This window comes from Streptomyces sp. NPDC047061 (assembly GCF_040643955.1).
Taxonomy (GTDB): domain Bacteria; phylum Actinomycetota; class Actinomycetes; order Streptomycetales; family Streptomycetaceae; genus Streptomyces.
The window spans coordinates 25,344-45,914 of sequence record NZ_JBEYVI010000029.1; the positions used below are offsets into that span (position 1 = coordinate 25,344).

The following is a 20,571-nucleotide window of genomic DNA, read 5'->3' on the forward strand; positions in this document are numbered from 1 at the left end:
AGCAGAATTGACACCTCCGACCATCCGACGCAGGCGGATCGCCGACACCTCGGTCGAACTGACCGGGCTGGGCTTCGGCGCCTCCGTCATCGGCAACCTGTACCGGGTCACCCCCGCCGAGGACGCGGCGGCCGCGATCGAGACGGCCTGGCAGGAAGGTATCCGGTACTTCGACACCGCGCCGCACTACGGGCTCGGCCTCTCCGAGCGGCGCCTGGGCGCGGCGCTACGGGGCCGACCGCGCGACGCGTATGTCGTGTCCTCCAAAGTGGGCCGCCTGCTCGTGCCCAACGAGCAGCCGCGGGGCGTCGACACCGAAGGCTTCGTGGTGCGCGACGATCTGCGCCGGCAGTGGGACTTCAGCCGAGACGGAGTACTCCGCTCCATCGAGGAGACACTGGAGCGCACCGGCCTCGACCGCCTGGACGTCGTCTATCTGCACGACCCCGACGACCACTGGCGGCAGGCCGCCGAGGAGGCCATGCCCGCACTCGCCGAACTGCGCGACCAGGGGGTGATCGGCGCGATCGGCGCGGGCATGAACCAGTCGGCGATGCTCGCCCGATTCCTGCGTGAGACCCCCGCCGACGTGGTGATGCTGGCCGGGCGCTACACACTGCTGGACCAGTCCGCCCTGGACGACGTCCTGCCGGCCGCCCGGGAGCTCGGCAAGAGCGTGGTGGCGGTGGGCGTGTTCAATTCGGGACTGCTCTCCCGGGACCGGCCCGCCGAAGGAATGAAGTACGACTACCAGGACGCCCCGCCGGCTCTGGTCGCCCGCGCCCTGGCGATCGCCGAGGTCTGTGCGGCGCACGGGACGACCCTGCCCGCCGCGGCGATCGCCTTCCCTCGCACCCACCCCAGTATCATCAATGTCACCCTCGGTATGCGGAATACGGAACAGGTCGCGCGAAACGTGGAAATCCACCGAGAGCACATCCCCGAAGACCTCTGGGATGATCTCCGTGTCCAAGGACTGATCAGGTCGGACGTGCCCGCGGGGAGCGGACAGGGGAGGAGTTCGCGTTGTCTCTGACGGACAAGGCCATCGAGCAGATCCGTGAGCTGATCCGTACGGGTGTGCTGCCTCCCGGCTCGAAGCTCCCGCCGGAACCGGACCTGGCCGCCCAGCTCGGCCTGTCCCGCAACCTCGCCCGGGAAGCGGTCAAGGCACTGTCCGTGGCGCGGGTCCTGGAGGTCCGCCGGGGCGACGGCACCTACGTGACCTCCCTCCAGCCGAGCCTGCTCCTGGAGGGACTGGGCGGGGCGGTGGAACTGCTGCAGGGCGACTCGGCCGCCCTGCAGGACCTCATGGAGGTACGGCGGCTCCTCGAACCGGCCGCCACCGCGCTCGCCGCCACCCGCATATCCGACGAACAGCTCGCCGAGGTCAAGACGCACCTGGACGCCATGCGCGAAGCCCGCGACGACGTGGAGCGACTCAACGCCCACGACGCCGCCTTCCACCGCGCCGTCATCGCCGCCACCGGCAACGAGACCCTCCTCACCCTTCTGGAGGGCATCTCCGGCCGAACCCTGCGGGCCCGCATCTGGCGCGGCCGGGTCGACGACCGTTCCGCAGCCCGCACCCTCGCCGAACACGAAGCGATCTTCAACGCGCTGTCCAACCGGGACATCTGGCTGAGCCAGGCCGCCGCACTACAGCACGTGAGCACCACTGAGCGATGGCTGAAACAGCACCTGCGCTCGGGTGCGGCCCTGCCGCCGGGCCGGTGAGCAGGACGCCAGGCGATCGAACCGGCAGGTCGGCTCTCGCAGCCGCCGCGGGCTCAGGCAGCGGTGGGCGGGGGCGAGGTGGCGCGGTACGGCCAGGCGACCAGGGACCGGCCGGCCGGCACGGTGCCGTGGTGGTCAGGTCCGCGGCCACCGCCTCGTAGCGTGCCGCCGCCACCGGCGAGGCCCCCTCCACCAACCGGGCGGCGAACGCCCCGTCCAGGGCATCCCCCACTCCGGGAGCGTCCAAGGCAGTCACCCAGTGCGCCCGACACGGGTCGACTCGCCGCCCTCGGCCACCGGCGCCCCGTCCTGCCTCAGCTTCATGACGACTGCATGGAGCCCCGAACACACTGCGCCCGCAACACCGCCTCCGATGTCTCCTCACCGGCGAGTATCCGGCCCTCCCCGATGCGGGGTAGCGCGATGTCGCACAGCTCCAGGCTGCGCAGGATCACGTCACGCACCCCGCTCCCGTGACCACAGCGTGGGCCAGTGAGTGGGGCCGTACCTGATCAGCATGCCGTGGGAGCGCGCGACCGTCATCGAGTGCAAGGCCGCGTCGCACGCCGTGGTTCTGACGGCCTGCGTGATGCTGGTGACATGCAGCAACCGCGGCTGGGCGACGGCCTGTTCTCCGCCACGACGCCCACGCGCACACGGGGGGGGAACGGCTCGGTCGGATCAGCACCGTGCCGTTCGCCGGTGTGCGGTTGCCGAACTGGTGATCGCGCACGGGAGCAACAGATCCGTCCCGCTGTCCGTGCACCATGCGGAACACGGCACAGCGGAGGAGGCACCGACGCCCCACCTGCGACGCCTCGGCCACGGTGGCCTGGGCGCCCCCTCAAGCACAGCCTCTACCTCGCAGCGGGCGCCGCAACGCACCATGCCCGCAGCAGCGTCACGATTCCCCGAAGAGCAGGATCGGCTTCACCGATGTACCGCGCTGGGAGTCCCTGGCGGCCAGCTCGATGTCCGCGAACGGGTAGTGGGTGACCAGCTTGTCCACCGGGAAGCGCCCCTGCCGGTAGAGCTCGATCAGCCGGGGCTGCAGGAACCTCGGCGGCACTCCGCCGGAGGTGATCCCGCGAATCCCGATGCCCGAGAGCGCCAGCATGGCCATGTCGAGGCCGACGGTGGTACCAAGTGGAGGCACCCCGAGCTGGGCGCACATTCCGCCGTTGCGCAGGCTGAAGACCGCCGCCTGCGACACTTCGGGCACGCCTGTGGTCTCGACGCTGTGGTGCGCCCCGGCCGGCACGACCGCGCGGACGCGCTCCAGCAGGTCCGGGCCGTCGCCACCGGCCAGTACGGCATGGGTGGCGCCCAGCTCACGTGCAAGGTCGAGACGGGCCTGCACCCGGTCCACGGCCACGACGGTCGTGCAGCCGACGGCGCGTGCCGCCATCACCGCCGCGAGGCCGACGCCGCCGGTGCCGAACACGACGATGGTGTCTCCGATCCCGGCCCGCAGCCCGCTCATCACGGCGCCGGCACCGGTCAGCACTCCGCACCCGAACGCCGGGGCCAGCGTGAGATCGAGGTCCGCGGGAAGCACCGTGACGCTCTGCCCATGGGCCAGCGCGTGGGTGGCGAAGCTGGACTGCCCGAAGAACTTCCCGTGCACCGGTGCCCCGTCCGCCGAGAGCCCGGTGCTGCCGTCCGGACGGCCACCCGAGAAGTTCAGCTCCGCGCCCCGGTCGCAGGCGAACATGCGCCCGGCCACGCAGGCCTCGCAGTTGCCGCAGGACTGCGCGTTCAGCAGCACCCGGTCCCCCGGTACCACGGCTGTCACTCCGGAGCCGACGGCCTCGACGACCCCGGCGCCCTCGTGTCCGAGGACGATCGGCAGGGGTATCGGAAGGTACTGGTCGCGCACGGCCAGATCGCTGTGGCAGATCCCCGCGGCGACCATCCGGACCACGATCTCGTCAGCTCGCGGCTCCTCCAGTTCCAGCTCGCGCAACTGGAACGGACCGGACTTCTCCTCGACGACAGCGGCAGTGATGATCATGACTGGGGCCTTTCAGCCGGACGGAACGTGGTCTGGGTCTGCAGGTACTCGTGCAGGCCTTCCGGCCCGCCTTCCCGGCCCGTGCCGGAGTTCTTCCAACCGCCGAACGGACACGCCGGATCGAGCGTGAAGCTGTCGTTCAGCCAGATCTGACCGGCCGCGATACGCCGGCCGACGGCCGCCGCGCGCTCCAGGTCGGCCGACCACACCGACCCCGAGAGCCCGTACTCGGTGTCGTTGGCGATCGCGACCGCCTCGTCCTCGTCCTGCACGCTGATCACGGTGACCACCGGGCCGAAGACCTCCTCCCGGGCCACCCGCATGCCGTTGTCCACGCCGGCGAGCACCGTCGGCTCGAAGTACCAGCCGCGTTCGAGCCCCGCGGGGACGCCACCACCGGCACACACCGTCGCGCCCTCCGCACGCCCGGAAGCGACCAGGTCGCTCACCCGCTCACGATGCCGGCTGGTGATCAGCGGCCCGACCAGGGTGGCCGGGTCGAACGGGTCACCGACCGGGATCTCACGGGCCGCGGCCGCAAGCGCGTCGGTCAGCTCGGCCGCCCTCGACCTCGGCACCAGCACCCGGCTCTGAGCGATGCAGGCCTGACCGTTGTTCGCGGCGAGTGCCGACTGCACCAGCCCTGCGGCGACATCGCCGATCGGCGCGTCGTCCAGCACGATGGCGGCGGCATTGCCACCCAGCTCCAGCGCGTAGCCGGTCAGCGTACGGCCGCAGGCCTCGGCGATGGCCCGGCCGGTCGCGGTGCTCCCGGTGAACGTGATCTTGTCCACACCGGGGTGTGCGACCAGCGCGGTTCCGGCCTCCGCACCTCCCGGTACGAGATTGAGCACGCCCGGCGGCATCCCCGCCGCCTCGCAGATCTCCGCCAGGACGAACGCGTCGAGGGGGGTCTCCGGCGACGGCTTGAGCACCGCCGTGCACCCGGCCGCCCACGCGGCGCCGAGCTTGGCCGCGGTCGCCAGCAGCGGGATGTTCCACGGGATGATCGCACCCACGACGCCGACCGGCGCCTGACGGATGTGCAACTTCCCGGTGAGGCCTGCCCGGTACTCCTCCAGCGGAGTGGTGCGGGCTAGATCGGCGTAGTGGCGCACGTAGAACTGGGGCATCATGACGTGCGCGAGTTGGGTCACGGTGATCGGGAGACCCGTTGACGAGGTGATCAGCTGGGTCAGCTCGTCGGCCCGGGCGGCAAGACCGTCGGCGACGCGCACGAGCACGTCGGCCCGTTCGGCGGGCGTCATCCTCGGCCACGGCCCCGTGTCGAACGCGGAGCGCGCGGCGAGCACGGCGCGGTCCACGTCGGCGGCGGACGCCTCCGGCACCCGCCCGACGACCTCCTCCGTGGAGGGCGAGGCGACGTCGATCACTCGGCTGGTCGCGGGTGCCACCCATTTACCGCCGATGAACAGGGATTCCTTGCTCCACATAGATGTGCTCCTCAAGTAGACAGGGAAAGGAGGTTGTCGCCGTCGACCGGCAGTGCCTGGCCAGTGGCCCCGGCTTGCCCGGAGGGAGCCGAGGAAGTGCAGACCGATCCACCGGACGACTCACGAGGTGACGTGGGTACGACAGCCCTCGGCTCGACGGCGGTGAGCGATGTGTGCGTTGTCGGCGGTACGGGCCCGGTCGGCGGCTCCGGAGCCGGGCTCGTGATGATCGCGGACCTCGGTCGAACCTGCCGGCACCGGCGCGGACAGCGACGGCGCTTCGGCATCGGCGGCCCGTGCTCGTCCGCCGATGCCGGCACGCCTTCATCGGCGTCAGGTTTGTTCGTCGGTTCCGCCATGTATCCGACGGACCGGATGTGCTCAGGTTCCGGCGGCACGCTCGGCGAGCATGCGCTCCGGCTCGGGCGATCGGTGGTCGGCCAGCCCGAGACCATGGAAGCCGGTGGGCTGCCAGGACTCGCGGATGGGCGTCGACTCCGTCTCACCGTCGTCGGCGCCGCCTCCACCGCATCGCGCGGCCACGATGCGTCCAGGCCCGCCGACACCTTTCAGCCGGTCCCGGCTACACGGCGCCCCGCAGCATCGGATCGATCACATGCACGTTCCCGACCGCCTCGATCGCGTACGGCGACTCCGTCGACGGGGCTAACGGATGCAATCTGTTGCCGGCGACGAGCAGCGGCTCGTCACGTCGCTCGGCCAGGGCAAGGGGTTCGAGATCGTCCACATTGACCACCTCTGGTAGCAGGGGCCCTCAGTTAAACAAACTCGCTGAACGTTCGACAAGTATCTTGCCCAAACTCCTGCTCCGGATACCCGTCGATGAGGTCAGGCGGCCAACAGTCCGCGCACCGCAGCCTTCGCCGCGTCGGCGGCCGCAGCCAGTTCGACACCGTCGGGGTCGGCCAGCCACTGGAGCGCGACCCCTCTGAGGATCCCTTCCACCACCACCGCGGCGGCCTCCGGATCAGCGGCTTCGTCGCCGATCATCTCCACGATCAGCTGCCGCACCACCATGTTCGTCTCGGCGATGGCGTCACGCAGGCCGGGGGTCGCCGTGATCCCCTCGACCAGCAGCACGTACAACGCCCGCGCACTGGGGTCGTCGCGGTCAGCGAGGCCGCCGAAGTAGACGTCGAAGAGATCATCCAGCGCGGCCACTCCTCGCAGGTCGCTGGAGAGGTGCGTCCGCGCCCTCTCACGGATCGCCGTCACCACCGCGCGCATACAGGCTTCCTTCGAGCCGAAGTGGTGATTGACCAGTCCACGGCTGAGTCCGGCCGCTTTGCCGATCTCCGCGAGGGACGCGCCCGCATAGCCCCGAGTGCCCAGAAGGTGGATCGCGGCCGCCACCAGTCGGGCCTGTGAGTCACTCCGGCGCTCGGCCTGGGTACGACGTTCCAGCATCCGTACAGGATAGTACGGCCGTCGCACGGAGTGATCTCTGCGGCCGCCCGGCCGAGACCCGCACCAGCGACAGGGAGGCCAGGGCGGCATCGAGAGACGACAGGCCCGGTGCGCCCCGGTGCCCGTCCTGCGCCACTGGACCAGAGGCGCACCGACGCTCCCCGGCCAGCGGGTCGGCGGTACACAGGAGAGACTCAGAAGCCGAATCCCAACCGAGCAGGATCACTTGATTTCCACTGGTCAGGCATGGTCCAGCTCGGCCGTGCCCGCTGGCGCGGCCTGGTCGCCGCCCGTCAGGAACGCCTCTGCAGCAGCCTCGGACAGCCGATCCCAACGGGACTGAGCGTCTTGGAGCGGATGATCGCTGTTTCTGGCCCGTATCTGTGCGGACCGGGCTGGCTCAGGGACCGATGGTTTGGCAGGGACCAGATCCGGCGCCTTGATGCGGTTCACCCAGAACCTGCCCGACAGCCATGACCAGAATTCACGCGGAGGACCGAAGTTCAGCTCGGTCGTTCACGACTGTCCTTCACAGCCACTACGCCGTCGCGAACGCTGTCGTAGAGCGTTCCGTCCGGGCCGAGTACGAGGATCATGCCGACGTCGTTGTAACTGCCGCCGGCGCCGACGCGCTTCTTCCATACCGTCTTGCCGGTACGGAAGTCGATGGCTTCGGCATACCAGACGTAGGTCCCGTCGGCGGCCAGCTCGGGGTCCTGGGCCGAACCGTAGATCAGGCCGGTGGACGTGGACAGGACGGGAACGCTCCTCATCTTGACCGGGTTGGTCCACTTGGTCACGCACCGGCCGTCCACCGTCAAATCACATGTCAGCCGGGTGTTCTCCAAGATCGGCGTCAAGGACCGAGTCCAGGCCGCCATATTCGCCTACGACACCAGGCTCGTCCGCCCGGTGTGAGCTTGTCTCCCCCACGTCCATCGGCCTGCGGCGGCGCACAGCTTCTCGTCAGGCCGAAGGCGAGAGCCGTTCGCGCACCCATTCGGGATCGGGGTTGGTATGCGGCCGACCCGCCACAACTACCGTCGGCACGGTCTCGTTGCCGTCGTTGGCCGCCCTCACCACGGCGGCTCCGGCGGGGTCACGCCAGATGTTGACCCAATGCAGCCGGTGGGCGTTGCGGCCCAGCCGGATGCGCAGCCGCATGCAGTACGCGCAGCCCGGTCGCCAGAAGACGACCGGCCGGCCGTCGAGTGCGCTGCGACGTTGTGCCTCCTGGGCACCGATCGACCTCGGGAAGATCAGGGGCGAGTTGACGCATGCGAAAAGCGGGAACACCACCAGGACCACCACGGCTGCGTCCGAGTTCCCCCCGACGATCAGCCCGGTCGCGACGGCCACGCCGCAGAGCACAAGCAGCATCGGCAGGATCCAAGCGCACATCATGGCGACCGAGGCTACCAACGAGCAGAAATACTCTCGCACCTAGCCTGCGGGAACATCACTGAGCCCTGGCTGCGGCTGGTCTTGGCGGGCCCGCGTCGCGGCTTCTCGTCGTACAGCGTCGTCGGACCACTCACCGACCTGATCCCGGCTGATACCCCGAGCTACTACCGGACTCGCACCTCTCGTGAGCGGCGCTCTCGGTCAGTTCGCCCCGCGCATGGGGATGGTCCAGTACCCCTTGTGAACGTCCCGGACTTCCTCACCGACGGGCAGTTTCGGGTCAACGTACGACCTTATCCACTCGATGGGTTCGCCGTTCTCGTCGTGCAGCGTCATGACACACACGGACACCGGCGAGTCGAGATAGAGACCGAGGTGCCGGGAGACGATGGGCGGTGGGGTGCCGGCGTAGAGCCGTCTGCGGATGGTGGTGACATCGATTCCCTCCGCGCTCAGGATCGACATCATCGGCTTGGCCCTCAGGTCCTCCAGGCTGTGGCGCTGACCTACTTCGGGCAGCTGGACATTGTGCGACACCAGGTGGGGGACACCCTCGAAGACCCGGAGTCGGACGCACTGCCAGAGCCGACTTCCCGCCGGCAGTCCGAACAGGTGGCAGGCCTCCGCGGGAACGACGCACACACCGACCTCAAGGAGCTCGTACCCGTACTCGGACCCTTCCTCCTCGGGATAGAAGACAGGGAGACCGCCGCTGGCCTCGTGGCCCGTCGGAACGTAGACGGCACGGGGGCGCTTACCGCGGCCGCGCTCCACGAGCCCCTCTTCGCCGAGGCGCTCCAGAGGAGTACGGGCGGTCACCACGCTCACGTTGAATCGCTCGGCGAGTTCACGCTCCCCGGGGAAGTCCGTCCGACCGACCCACAGGCCGTCGACGATCTCGGCGCGCAACTGCCGGTAGATCTGCTGCTGCATCGGGACGTCCGGGTTCAGGACGTCACCGTCGTCCACCGCCGGACTCGGGGTGTCGGCGGCAGCGGACTCGTTCGGCATGTACACGGCCTCTCCTGATCGGGTGCTCAAGTTTCTCACGCCATTATGACCGACCCTCGCTTGACTTTCCATCTTTCCTCTATGAATATGTGATTCGAGGTTTTCAAGCGCTGTCCTCGCCAGGACCAGTCTGCATACCCACCCGAGATCGCTACCCCCTGTCGCCCATGCGAGGACCCGCCGTTACCGCACAGAGCAGGTGCCACATTCCCAACCTGCTGCTCCCCCCCAGCGGACCTGCTGGCGGGGGAGGTCGTCTCGGCCAGCCACATCAACAAGGAGCCGTCTCTCGCCCCCGCCGACCCGTCTCAGCTACCTCGACCACGTTCAGCGCCCGTAGGGAGACTCCACGATGACATCCGACGCTCTGCCGGGCAGGGCCGCCTCCCAGAGCGGCCTGTACCTCCGCCGCTCAGGCTGCCCGGAGGGACCCGTGCTGGTGATGCTCCACGGCGGGCTGGGGAACGGCGACGTCTGGTACGGCCTCGAAAGCATCCTGGCGGAGCGCTGGCCGGGCAACTGGGTCGTCCCGGACCTGCCCGGCCACGGCCGCTCCACCCGGCTGTCCCACTACAGCTACGGCAGGATGGCCGCGCATGTCGCGCAGGCCGTGGCCGAACACGTCACGCCGGGCACGCCGGTGCACGTCCTCGGGCACTCGCTCGGCGGCGCGGTCGCACTGACCCTGGCCAGCGGATGGTTCGGCATCGACGTGTCCACCGTCTGCGCGATCGGCACCAAGCCCCTGTGGACCGATGACGAGCTGGCCATGACGGCGGCCGCGGCGGCAGCACCGGCACCGGTGTTTCCCACCCATGACGACGCCGTGCGATTCGTCCTCGCGGTCGCCGCCATGGGTGACGCCGTCGACCCCGCGTCGCCGCTGTGCGACCGCCTCGTGATCGGCGACGGGGATCAGTGGGAGACCGTGACCGACCCCGCGTCCCTAGGGGTCGGAGCACCCGATCTGCCCGGCCTGCTCGCCGCGTCCCGGGCCCGGAAAGTCCTGCTGGCCGCCGGCGAGCACGATCCGCTGTGCCCGCCGTCCGACCTGCTCAAAACGCACTCCGAGGCAACCGTCCTGGCCGGTGCGGGCCACTACCCCCACCTGCAGAATCCCGAGTCCGTCTGGCCCCTCCTGGAGAACCTGCTCCTCACGGCCTGACCGGCCCTCAACCATCCCGAAGGAAAGCCATGTCCAGTCACCGGATCGGCCTGCTGGTACCAAGCTCCAACACCACGATGGAGACGGAGATCCCCGAGATCCTCCGCCGCCAGAGCGAGCTGACGGGTGATCAGTTCACCTTCCACGCCAGCCGCATGCGGATGAAGACCGTGGAAAAGAGCGAACTGGCCGCCATGAACGCCGACGCCGGCCGGGCCACCGTGGAACTCGCCGACGCCCAGGTCGAGGTCATGGCCTACGCCTGCCTCGTCGCCATCATGTCCCAGGGCAACGGCGTACACCGCGGCATCGAAGAAGACCTCACCCGCACCGCCGCCGACAACGGCTGCGCGGTGGACGTCCTCTCCAGCGCCGGCGCACTGGTCGAAGGCCTGCACCACCTCGGCGCCCGCAAAGTCTCCATCGTCACCCCCTACATGAAACCCCTCACCGCACTCGTCGCCGGCTACATCGAGTCCGAGGGCATCGAGGTCCAGGACTCCATCAGCCTCGAAGTCGACGACAACCTCGCCGTCGGCCGCCTCGACCCCTCCCGCCTCCCCGACATCGCCACCGACCTCGACACCCGCGGCGTGGACGCCGTCGTCCTCTCCGCCTGCGTCCAGATGCCCTCCCTGCCCGCCATCCCCGCCGCCGAAAAGCGCCTCGGCCTGCCCATCGTGACTGCAGCAGCCGCCACCTCCTGGAAACTCCTGCGCACCCTCGGCCTGGAAACCGTGGCCGACGACGCCGGCGCACTCTTCAAGAAGAGCTGACCCCTGGGCCGGGCACCGACGTGCCCGGCCCTCCTTCCCGCTCCCCACCGCATCCGCACGACGTACGCATCCCCGTCCCCACCCCCTTCGTCATGCAAGAACTCCCGAGGAGAAACGCAATGCGCAACCCGACCGTGGCGCAGCAGTTCGTGGACGTGCTGCTACAAGCCGGGGTGGAGCGGATCTACGGCGTCGTCGGCGACAGCCTCAACCCCATCGTGGACGTCATCCGCCGTACCGACGGCATCGAGTGGGTCCACGTACGCAACGAGGAGGCGGCGGCGTTCGCCGCGGCAGCCGAGGCCCAGCTCACCGGACGCCTCGCCGTCTGTGCCGGCAGCTGCGGACCGGGCAACACCCACCTGATCCAGGGCCTGTACGACGCCAACCGCTCCGGCGCTCCCGTGCTCGCACTCGCCTCGCACATCCCCTCGAAGCAGATCGGCACCGGCTTCTTCCAGGAGACCCACCCCGAGCGGCTGTTCACCGAGTGCAGTACATACTGCGAGATGGTCAGCCAGCCCTCCCAGATGCCCCGGGTGCTGCGGATCGCCGTACAGCGCGCCATCGCCGACAACGGTGTCTCCGTGCTGGTCATGCCCGGCGACCTGGCCCACGCCCCCGCCGACAACCCCACCGGATCAAGCAACTTCGTCACCACCCGCGGCCGGGTCACAGCACCCACCGAGCAGGTCTGGGATCTCGCCGCGAAGCTCAACGCCGCCGAGAAGGTCATGCTCTTCTGCGGCGCCGGCGTCCAGGGCTCGCACGACGAGGTCATGGAACTCGCGGCCCGGCTGAACGCGCCGGTCGGCCACAGCCTGCGCGGCAAGGAGTGGATCCAGTACGACAACCCGTACGACGTCGGCATGAGCGGGCTGCTGGGCTACGGCGCCTGTTACGACGCGATGCACGAGGCAGACCTTGTGCTGCTTCTCGGCACCGACTTCCCGTACGACGACTTCCTGCCGCAGGCCCGCACCGTGCAGATCGACCACGACGCGGGGCGGATCGGGCGGCGCACGCCGTTGGAACTGGGTGTGCACGGCGACGTCGGGCAGACGCTGCGCACGGTGCTGCCGCTGGTCGACCGCAAGCAGGACCGCTCGTTCCTGGACCGGATGCTGCGGCGCCACACGAAGTCCCTGGAGAACGTCGTCTCCGCCTACACCAGCAACGTCGATCGCCACGTGCCGATCCATCCGGAGTACCCGGCCGCGATCCTGGACGAACTCGCCGACGACGACGCCGTGTTCACGGTGGACACCGGCATGTGCAACGTGTGGGCGGCCCGGTACATCACGCCCAGCGGGCGCCGCCGGGTGATCGGTTCGTTCCTGCACGGCACGATGGCCAACGCACTGCCGCACGCGATCGGCGCGCAGTTCGCCTACCCCGACCGACAGGTGATCTCGATGTCCGGGGACGGCGGACTCGGCATGCTCATGGGCGAACTGCTCACGGTCAAACTCCACGACCTGCCGGTGAAGACCATCGTCTTCAACAACTCCTCGCTCGGCATGGTCAAGCTGGAGATGATGGCCGACGGCCTGCCCGACCACGAGACCGACCACGAGCCTGTCGACTACGCCGCCATCGCCCAGGCCATCGGGATCCACGCCATCCGCGTCGAGGAACCCGGGCAGATCCGCGCCGCTCTCAAGGAGGCGCTGGCTCACGACGGGCCGTGCCTGGTGGACCTGGTGACCGACCCCAACGCGCTGTCGATCCCCCCGCACATCAGCGGCGAGCACGTGAAGGGCTTCGCCTTCTCCGCCGGACGGACGGTACTCAATGGAGGCGTGGGAAAGATGCTGGACCTGGCCAGGGCCAACCTGCGCAATATTCCGCGGCCTTGATCCGTACCCTCCCCATCGTCCTCGACCCTCATGGAACGAGCAATGACCGACCCCCACGCCCAGGGCGCCACGATCCTCGCCGACCCACTCCGCAACAAGGGGACGGCCTTCAGCCCACGCGAACGGGCCGACCTCGGCCTCGACGGCCTGCTGCCACCCGCCGTGGAAACCCTCGACGAACAGGTCAGCCGCGCCTACGAGGCGTTCCACGACTACGACAAGGCGCTGAACCGGCACATCTACCTGCGGCAGCTCCAGGACACCAACGAAGTCCTCTTCTACCGCCTGGTGACCGACCACCTGGAAGAGCTGCTGCCGGTCATCTACACCCCGACCGTCGGTGAGGCCTGCCGCCGCTTCAGCTCGATCTACCGTCGGCCCCGCGGGTTGTACCTCTCCTGGGAGGACCGGCACAGATTCCGCGAGATCCTGCGCAATCGTCCGCACGGCGACGAGGACGTGAACGTCATCGTCGTCACCGACGGGCAGCGCATCCTCGGCCTGGGCGATCAGGGTGTCGGCGGCATGGGCATACCGATCGGCAAGCTCAGCCTCTACACCGCCATCGGCGGCATCGACCCCGCCCGTACTCTGCCGGTCCTCCTCGACGTCGGCACGGACAACGAGGAACTGCTCGCCGACCCGCGTTACCTCGGCAGGCGCGAACACCGCCTCACCGGAGACGACTACGACGAGATGATCGAGGCGTTCGTCTCGGCCGTCGAGGCGGAGCTGCCCGGCACGCTGCTTCAGTGGGAGGACTTCGCCACCCCGCACGCGCGCCCCATCCTCACCCGCTACCGCGACCGACTGCTCACCTTCAACGACGACATCCAGGGCACAGCCGCGGTGGCGCTCGGCGCCCTGTCCACCGCCGCGTCCGTGGCCGGTACGCCGCTGCCCGAGCAGCGTCTGGTGGTGCTCGGCGCCGGTTCCGCCGCCATCGGCGTCGCCGACATGATCCGGACGGCCATGATCGACGAGGGCCTGTCGGCGGCCGAGGCCGCCGGGCGCTTCTGGGTCGTGGACATCGACGGCCTGCTGACCCGCTCTCGCACCGGCCTGACGGACGAACAACGCGTGTACGCGCGCGAGGACACCGAGGCCGTGGGCTGGAACGGCACGAGCCTCGCCGAGACCGTACGCCGCATCGCGCCCACCGCCCTGATCGGGCTGTCGACGGCGCACGGCGCGTTCACCGAGGAGATCGTCCGGCAGATGGCGTCGGCCTGCGAGCGGCCGATCATCTTCCCGCTCTCCAACCCGACCTCGCACGCCGAGGCCGATCCGGCCGACCTCGCCCGCTGGACAGACGGCAGGGCGCTGATCGCCACCGGCTCGCCGTTCCCGCCGCTGCTGGTGAACGGGCAGGAGGTGCCGGTGGCCCAGGCGAACAACGTGTACGTCTTCCCCGCCATCGGGCTCGCGGTGACGGCGAGCCGCGCGACCCGGGTCACCGACCGGATGCTGGTCGCGGCCGCCCGCGCCGTCGCCCGGTGTGCCGCAGGGGCACAGGACGCCGGTGAAGGACCGGCCCGGCTGCTGCCGCCGCTCGCCGGCATGCGGGAGGCGGCCCGGGACATCGCGCTGGCCGCCGCACTCGCTGCGGTCGAGGACGGCGTGGCACCGAAGGCGACCGAGCAGGAACTGCGCGAGGCCATCGCCTTGACTCGGTGGACCCCCCGCTACGGCGTCGTGGCGGCCACGTCATGACGGCGCCGACCAGCTTCCACTCGCGTGCTCACGGGAGGTTCTCATGCCCGCGGTAACCGCTCCGGACCTACTGGTCCTGCCCCGCATCCCGGACCTGGACGGCATCGCCGCGGACCGCCCGGTCGCCCACCTCAAGACCGGTGTGGACGAGGCGCCCACAGAGGGCTTCGGCGTCCGCCGGGTGTTCCCCATCCCCGGCGCGGGCATGCGGATGGCCGACCCCTTCCTCCTGCTCGACCACCGCGCCGACACCGTCGTGGAGCCGCGGACGGCGAAAGGGCGCCCCTGGCACCCACACCGCGGCTTCGAGACCGTTACCTACCTGATCGACGGCGAGATCGAGCACGAGGACACACACGGCGGCGGAGGAGTCATCCGAGGCGGCGACACCCAGTGGATGACGGCGGGCGCCGGTGTCCAGCACCACGAGAGCCCCTCGGAACGGCTGGTCATGGAGGGCGGTGTCGTCCAGGGCGTGCAGTTGTGGGTGAACCTGCCGAGCACGCTCAAGATGACCGCCCCGCGCTACCAGGACATCGGGGGCTCCCGGCTGTCGCTGCTGACCTCCGGGGACGGTGGCGCACTGGTACGCGTCATCGCCGGCGAGGTCGCCGGTCACCGCGGCCCCGGCGTCACGCACACCCCGATCGCCCTCGCCCATGCCTCGATCGCACCGGGAGCCCGGCTTCGCGTGCCGTGGCGGCCGGACTTCTCCGCCATGGCGTACGTCCTGTCCGGGCGGGGTTCGTTCGGAGCCGAGCGGCGACCGGCGGTCGAGGGGCAGATCGCCTACTTCGGAGCGGGCGAGACACTGACGGTGACGGCCGGTGACCGCCAGGTCAACCGCACCGGCGAGATGGAGGTGCTGCTCCTGGGGGGCCGACCGCTGGGGGAGCCGCTGGCGGCCTACGGACCGTTCGTGATGAACACCCACGAGGAGATCAACCAGGCCATCGAGGACTACCAGAGCGGCCGGATGGGAGTGATCCCCGCTTCGGCGGCCTGACGTCGGGGCTGCCTCGACCGGGCAGCCCCGTCGGGCTGTGCAACGGGTTGTCGCGAGACGTGTGAAGCACGATTCTGGGATGGGGACATCGGCGACCGTGTGCCGAGCACGGCTTCGCCCGTGTCATGCCGAAGTGAGCTGTCATGGACAACGAGGTCTGCTGGCACGACGATCACGGCGACGGTGGTGTACAAGGCACTGCCGCGGTGCCCCTGGATGCCCGCGGCCTGGTGAGCGCCTGGAACGCCGAGGCCGCGCAGCTGCTCGGCTATGAGGCCGACGGGGTCCTGGGACGTCCGGCCACCGACCTGCTGGCCGCGCCCCTCCCGCCCGCCGCCGAAGACGGCCTGGCCAGGCGGATGGACTGGACGGCCACGATGCCGCTGAGCCGGGCCGACGGCAGCCGGGTCAGCGTTCGCGTCCATGCCGTTCCCCAGTGGGACATCCGAGGAGAGACGAGCTGGATCTGGCTGCTGAGCAGTCCTCCGGCCCCGACGGCTGACGGCGGAGACGGCTTGCTGGAACGGTCGTTCCCCCAGCTTCCTGTCGCTCTGCTGCTTCATGACACGGAAGCACGGGTGACTTGCGCCAACGCCGAGGCGCTCCGGCTGCTGGACCTGCGACCGGGCGACGTGATCGGCCACCGTACCGACGAACTCGGCGCAGGGCCGCTGCACCACGACCTGACGAAGGCGGTGGGCGAGGCGGTCCACACCGGTGCACCGGTGTGCCAGGAGGTGGTGGCGCGCGCGACCGAGCACGCGCGACCGCACACATGGTCCCTGCTCACGACGCCGCTCAAGGACCCCGCCGGCCGGGTGTACGGCGCCTCCACCATCGCGCGGGAGATCACCGACGCGGCCCGGGCCCGACGTCGAATGGATGTGATGAACGAGGCGAGCGTCCGGATCGGGTCCACCCTGGAGGTCGTGCGTACGGCTGAGGAACTGGCGGAGTTGGCCGTCGAGCGGTTCGCCGACTTCGCCGCAGTGGACCTGCTCGATCCCGTCTACAGCGGCGAGGAGGCCAAACCCGGCTGGCCGGCGGATGCCACCGCGATGCGCCGCGCGGCCAATCGTTCGATTCTGGAAGGCTGTCCGGAGGCCAGGTTCCAGCCGGGCGAACTGAGCCACTTCCCCGAAGGTTCACCGCTGGCGGACGCGCTGGCCGCGGGCATCGCCGCTCGCTACGACGCGAGCCCGGAGACGGCTCCCGAATGGCTCCGCGAGCGTCCCGACCTGGTGGCGAAGATGGCGGAGTACGGAATCCATTCGTTCCTGCTGGTTCCGATGAGGGCACGCGGGACCCCGTTGGGCTTCGTCTTCTTCACCCGCCATCGCACGCCCGAACCCTTCGACGACGACGATCTGCTGCTGGCGCAGGAGATCACGGCTCGGGCCGCGGTCTGCGTGGACAACGCGCGCCGCTACGCCCGTGAGAGAAACACCTCGATCGCGCTGCAACGCAATCTGCTCCCACAGCGTCCGCCCAGACAGGCGGCGGTCGAGATGGCCGGCAGATATCTGCCGGCCGGATCGGAGGCCGGCATAGGCGGCGACTGGTTCGATGTCATCCCGCTGTCCGGAGCGCGGGTCGCACTGGTGGTCGGCGACGTCGTCGGCCACGGGATCCAGGCCTCCGCCACGATGGGCCGCCTGCGGACGGCGGTCCGCACCCTGGCCGACGTGGACCTGCCGCCCGACGAGCTCCTCACTCACCTCGACGATCTCGTGCTGCGCCTGGACCAGGCGGCGGAGGGGGAGGCCGCGGGCGCTGGTGGGGAGTCGGCGAGCGAGGTGGGCGCCACGTGCCTGTACGCGGTCTACGACCCCGTCTCGCGCCGCTGCACTCTGGCGCGGGCGGGGCATCCGCCACCGGTGCTGGTCCACCCGGACGGTACCGCCGAATTTCCCGAGGTCCCCGCGGGTCCGCTCCTGGGCATCGGCGGGCTGCCTTTCGAGACGGCTGTCCTGGACCTGCAGGAGGGCACCATTCTCGCCCTCTACACCGACGGTCTGATCGATGCCGCCGATCGTGACGTCGAGGCGGGGAGCGCACGGCTGCGCACCGCTCTGAGCACGCAGGACCAGCCTCTGGAAGACCTGTGCGACAAGGTGCTGGCCGCTCTTCTGCCCAGTCGGCCGGTCGACGACGTCGCTCTGCTCCTGGCCCGGACCCGCGCCCTGGACGCCTCCCAGGTCGCCACGTGGGATGTGCCCGCCGACCCGGCCGCCGTGGCCACCGTCCGCAGGCAGGCCGTGGAGCGGCTGACCGAGTGGGGATTGGAGGAGGCGTCTTTCGTCACGGAGCTCGTGGTGAGCGAGCTGGTCACCAACGCGATCCGCTACGGCGAGGAGCCCATTCAGCTCCGTCTCATCCGCGACCGTGCCCTGATCTGCGAGGTCACGGACGGCAGCAACACATCACCGCACCTGCGCCGTGCCCGGGTGTTCGACGAGGGCGGTCGCGGACTGCTCCTGGTGGCCCAGCTGGCCGACCGGTGGGGCACCCGCCACACCGCCCGCGGCAAGACGATCTGGGCCGAACAAACCCTTCCTCAACCTGCTCGGGCGAGCCCGTCGGCATAGCGCGGGTCACCGCACCGGGCTCACGCCGGCGGGTCCGCCGGCGCCGGGGACCGCCGGGCGGGGCGGGACAGCATGCGTCGGCCGGCCTCCAGCAGGTGCGTATGCAGCTCGGAGTCCGAGAGCTCGGGGAAGGCGGCGGTGGCGCTCCGCAGACCGCCGAGTGCGGCGGCGATGTACACGCGCTCGCCGGTGTCGGCAGGATCCCGGACGAACGCCTGCATCAGCCGTTCGGCGAGGCGGGTCACCCTCTCCTTCAAGGCCCGGTTTCGCACCACTCCGGCGTCCTGGAGAAGAAAGACCATCAGGCTCCGGTGCTTCACCAGCAGATCGACATAGCCGGACAGTGCTTCGCGTCTGCGGGCCGCACTCGCCGGCTGCCGCTCCAGCGAGTGGAAATACTTCTCCGCATCCACGAAGGCAGGTTCCGCCACGGCCGCCAGCAAATCCTCTTTGGAGCCGAAGTGATAGGTGATCGCGGGCTTCGTGATACGTAACAGGGACGCGATCATCTGTAGGGAGGTTCCCTCGTAGCTGTTCGCGACGAACAGATCGAGGGCAACTTGGGCGATCCTCTCTCTCGACCGCTCCGCAACGTTCACCGAACCACCACTTGTTCCCGCAATTCAACTATACGAACGTTAAGCATATCACTTTCCGACCGTAAAGCGTTCGAACATGCCGCCACTTAACGACCGTACAGTCGATGCTGGAGGAAGACCAGTGCGGGCCTACCTGGCCGACACCCCGTCCCCTCGGCCTTGAGAAGCACGCCGTCAAACCGCCGGAAGACGACCTGCGCACCGATCCGGGCGACACCACCTACGAGTGGTGGTACTTCGACACCCACCTGGAGGACGGCTCGGCGCTGGTGATCACCTTCTACACGAAGCCGATGCTCGCCCCCACACTGCCACTGACTCCCGTGATCGGGATCGATCTGGAGCGACCCGACGGCACCACTAACGAGCGCCGGCTGACGTTCTCCCCGGACCAGTTCTCGGCGTCCGGGGACCGCTGCGACGTACGGATCGCCGCGAACCCCTTCTCGGTCGACCTACACGAAGTACAGCCGGGGCGCCGGCGAGAAGCTGCTGGGCTGGGTCGCGCCGGTCCCGGTGAGCACGGTGGAGGCGACGCTCACCCTCGACGGTGTCGACGTGACGCTCCGCGGCATCGACGACCACAACCACAACTGGGGCAACGCCCCCCTCAACCCTTCCTGATCGCCAAGAAGGGCCGGATCGTCGTCGACGACGCGATGTCCGTCACACTCAACACCGGCGGCAGATTCACCGACGAGCACACCGGCAAGCCCGTCGACAAGCGCGAGGTGTACGACCGTTCCGGGCCGGAAGGTCACTGCCGGCTACCCCCGGGCCTTGAGCAGGTCCTCGTCCGCAACAACCTCGTCAACGATCTGAAACTCCGGACGCAGGCCTGCACACGCTGCCCGACGCCGGGTGACGGCGGGACCGACCATCGACGACGCGCCACGCCCGGTCGAAGCCACCCACTCGAACTCGGCGTCTCGCGACGGCGGAGAGAGGGCCACACGGCACACGGCAAGCCCAAGCCCGCTAGGAAAGGAACGGGACACCGTAGATCTCGGGCACCCCTTTGAGACGCGGCGCTCCGGCGACCAGTACGGTCCGGCTGCTCGAGGCCACCAGACCGGCTTGGTAACCCGCGACGAGGTGGGTGAGTTCGGAGATGATCGCATCGCGGCTGACGGGCGGCGCTTCCAGGATGTACCCGACCGCCACGGACTCCACGGCGCGCACCATGATCCAGGCGGCCGCATCCACCTGCCTCACCGAGCGGGGGTGCCTGAACAACAGCGAGGTGCTCACGAGGTCGTCGATGCGTCGCATGCATTCGGCCCGTTGGGTGTTGGCTTTACGAGGTAGTTGCTCGTAGACCACGCGGAGCAGGCCGACGTCGGTCTCCAGAACGTCCAGGATGGCCTCGACAGTGGCGCGCACACTGTCGGCGGTGTCGAGGTTGGCCACGAACGCGTCAGCTATGCGACGGTTCAGCCGCTCGGTGTACCGGTCGAGCACCTGGGCAAGGATGGCCTCCTTGTCAGGGAAGTACTGGTAGAGGGAACCGGGACTGATGTCCGCCTTGGCAGCGATACGGCTGGTGCTGGCTCCCTCGTACCCGCGCTCCACCAGGACCTCGCGACCAGCCGCGATAATCCGCTCGACCATGGCCCGAGATCGGTCCTGTTTGGGTGCGCGCCTGGTAGCGCGATGCGTCTTGGAGGTCACGGCTCTCATCCCTAAAACGCGAATTGAACGCGAGTAAATATTCGTGTCAGCATTTCGAGCATGACATCTCCCTCACTCCCCGCACAAGACACTCGAGCAGCATCGCCATATCCTCAGCGCTTCCGCGAAGCTCCGGAGCGGAGTAC

General features: G+C 69.3%; 19 protein-coding genes and 1 pseudogene. 10 read left to right on the top strand and 10 right to left on the bottom strand.

Translation table 11 applies throughout. The features are described 5' to 3' along the window. Nucleotides 1-7: 7 nt before the first annotated feature. The gene (locus ABZ887_RS33290; RefSeq protein WP_361297566.1) at nucleotides 8-1,036 is read left to right on the top strand and encodes an aldo/keto reductase; all 1,029 of its coding nucleotides are present in this window, start codon (nucleotides 8-10) and stop codon (nucleotides 1,034-1,036) included. Then, complete coding sequence (locus ABZ887_RS33295; protein WP_361297569.1) at nucleotides 1,027-1,737, top strand: FadR/GntR family transcriptional regulator; 711 nt, start codon at nucleotides 1,027-1,029, stop codon at nucleotides 1,735-1,737. The genes ABZ887_RS33290 and ABZ887_RS33295 overlap by 10 nt, the downstream gene beginning before the upstream one ends. A gap of 901 nt (nucleotides 1,738-2,638) precedes the next feature. On the opposite strand, the gene ABZ887_RS33300 is transcribed toward ABZ887_RS33295, so the two are convergent. From ABZ887_RS33300 to ABZ887_RS33325, 6 genes are all read right to left on the bottom strand, one after another. Beyond that, nucleotides 2,639-3,751 (bottom strand): NAD(P)-dependent alcohol dehydrogenase, encoded by a 1,113-nt coding sequence (locus tag ABZ887_RS33300; RefSeq protein WP_361297572.1) that lies wholly within the window; start codon nucleotides 3,749-3,751, stop codon nucleotides 2,639-2,641. Then, nucleotides 3,748-5,205, bottom strand: a complete 1,458-nt coding sequence (locus ABZ887_RS33305; RefSeq protein WP_361297575.1) for an aldehyde dehydrogenase — start codon at nucleotides 5,203-5,205, stop codon at nucleotides 3,748-3,750. The genes ABZ887_RS33300 and ABZ887_RS33305 overlap by 4 nt, the downstream gene beginning before the upstream one ends. A gap of 381 nt (nucleotides 5,206-5,586) precedes the next feature. Next, entirely contained in the window at nucleotides 5,587-5,748 is a 162-nt protein-coding gene (locus ABZ887_RS33310) for a hypothetical protein (RefSeq protein WP_361297578.1), read from the bottom strand. A gap of 40 nt (nucleotides 5,749-5,788) precedes the next feature. Beyond that, on the bottom strand, nucleotides 5,789-5,953 hold the full coding sequence (locus ABZ887_RS33315; RefSeq protein ID WP_361297581.1) for a hypothetical protein: 165 nt from the start codon (nucleotides 5,951-5,953) through the stop codon (nucleotides 5,789-5,791). Between the two features lie 101 nt (nucleotides 5,954-6,054). Beyond that, complete coding sequence (locus tag ABZ887_RS33320) at nucleotides 6,055-6,633, bottom strand: helix-turn-helix domain-containing protein (RefSeq protein WP_361297584.1); 579 nt, start codon at nucleotides 6,631-6,633, stop codon at nucleotides 6,055-6,057. 503 nt (nucleotides 6,634-7,136) lie between these two features. Then, on the bottom strand, nucleotides 7,137-7,493 hold the full coding sequence (locus tag ABZ887_RS33325; protein WP_361297920.1) for a hypothetical protein: 357 nt from the start codon (nucleotides 7,491-7,493) through the stop codon (nucleotides 7,137-7,139). Between ABZ887_RS33325 and ABZ887_RS33330 the strand changes: the two are divergent. Continuing rightward, nucleotides 7,444-7,551, top strand: a pseudogene (locus ABZ887_RS33330) (LuxR C-terminal-related transcriptional regulator); the annotation flags it as partial. The gene ABZ887_RS33325 and the pseudogene ABZ887_RS33330 overlap by 50 nt on opposite strands. A 48-nt stretch (nucleotides 7,552-7,599) precedes the next feature. Here the strand turns inward: ABZ887_RS33330 and ABZ887_RS33335 are convergent. After that, nucleotides 7,600-8,037 carry a glutaredoxin domain-containing protein gene (locus ABZ887_RS33335; RefSeq protein WP_361297905.1) on the bottom strand — a complete coding sequence of 146 codons (438 nt, stop codon included), beginning with the start codon at nucleotides 8,035-8,037 and terminating at the stop codon, nucleotides 7,600-7,602. Between the two features lie 201 nt (nucleotides 8,038-8,238). Beyond that, complete coding sequence (locus tag ABZ887_RS33340) at nucleotides 8,239-9,048, bottom strand: GntR family transcriptional regulator (RefSeq protein WP_361297587.1); 810 nt, start codon at nucleotides 9,046-9,048, stop codon at nucleotides 8,239-8,241. A gap of 352 nt (nucleotides 9,049-9,400) precedes the next feature. On the opposite strand from ABZ887_RS33340, the gene ABZ887_RS33345 reads away from it, so the two are divergent. The 6 genes from ABZ887_RS33345 to ABZ887_RS33370 all read left to right on the top strand — a co-directional run bounded on the left by ABZ887_RS33345 (nucleotide 9,401) and on the right by ABZ887_RS33370 (nucleotide 18,155). Continuing rightward, the gene (locus tag ABZ887_RS33345; protein ID WP_361297590.1) at nucleotides 9,401-10,213 is read left to right on the top strand and encodes an alpha/beta hydrolase; all 813 of its coding nucleotides are present in this window, start codon (nucleotides 9,401-9,403) and stop codon (nucleotides 10,211-10,213) included. 29 nt (nucleotides 10,214-10,242) lie between these two features. Beyond that, nucleotides 10,243-10,989, top strand: coding sequence for an Asp/Glu racemase (locus tag ABZ887_RS33350; protein ID WP_361297593.1), 747 nt, complete (start codon nucleotides 10,243-10,245; stop codon nucleotides 10,987-10,989). 119 nt (nucleotides 10,990-11,108) lie between these two features. After that, nucleotides 11,109-12,848: a pyruvate dehydrogenase gene (locus ABZ887_RS33355; RefSeq protein ID WP_361297596.1), complete on the top strand. Its 1,740-nt coding sequence runs from the start codon at nucleotides 11,109-11,111 to the stop codon at nucleotides 12,846-12,848. A gap of 42 nt (nucleotides 12,849-12,890) precedes the next feature. Next, the gene (locus tag ABZ887_RS33360) at nucleotides 12,891-14,561 is read left to right on the top strand and encodes an NAD-dependent malic enzyme (protein ID WP_361297599.1); all 1,671 of its coding nucleotides are present in this window, start codon (nucleotides 12,891-12,893) and stop codon (nucleotides 14,559-14,561) included. A gap of 43 nt (nucleotides 14,562-14,604) precedes the next feature. Next, entirely contained in the window at nucleotides 14,605-15,567 is a 963-nt protein-coding gene (locus ABZ887_RS33365) for a pirin family protein (protein ID WP_361297602.1), read from the top strand. Nucleotides 15,568-15,710: 143 nt separating this feature from the next. Next, nucleotides 15,711-18,155: a SpoIIE family protein phosphatase gene (locus ABZ887_RS33370; RefSeq protein WP_361297605.1), complete on the top strand. Its 2,445-nt coding sequence runs from the start codon at nucleotides 15,711-15,713 to the stop codon at nucleotides 18,153-18,155. 20 nt (nucleotides 18,156-18,175) lie between these two features. Here ABZ887_RS33370 and ABZ887_RS33375 read toward each other — a convergent pair whose 3' ends face one another. Beyond that, nucleotides 18,176-18,754, bottom strand: a complete 579-nt coding sequence (locus ABZ887_RS33375) for a helix-turn-helix domain-containing protein (RefSeq protein WP_361297608.1) — start codon at nucleotides 18,752-18,754, stop codon at nucleotides 18,176-18,178. 104 nt (nucleotides 18,755-18,858) lie between these two features. Here ABZ887_RS33375 and ABZ887_RS33380 point away from each other — a divergent pair, with 104 nt between their 5' ends. Then, complete coding sequence (locus ABZ887_RS33380; RefSeq protein WP_361297611.1) at nucleotides 18,859-19,776, top strand: hypothetical protein; 918 nt, start codon at nucleotides 18,859-18,861, stop codon at nucleotides 19,774-19,776. Here ABZ887_RS33380 and ABZ887_RS33385 read toward each other — a convergent pair. Continuing rightward, entirely contained in the window at nucleotides 19,733-20,425 is a 693-nt protein-coding gene (locus ABZ887_RS33385) for a TetR/AcrR family transcriptional regulator (protein WP_361297614.1), read from the bottom strand. The two genes, ABZ887_RS33380 and ABZ887_RS33385, sit on opposite strands and share 44 nt — an antisense overlap. Nucleotides 20,426-20,571 lie beyond the last annotated feature (146 nt).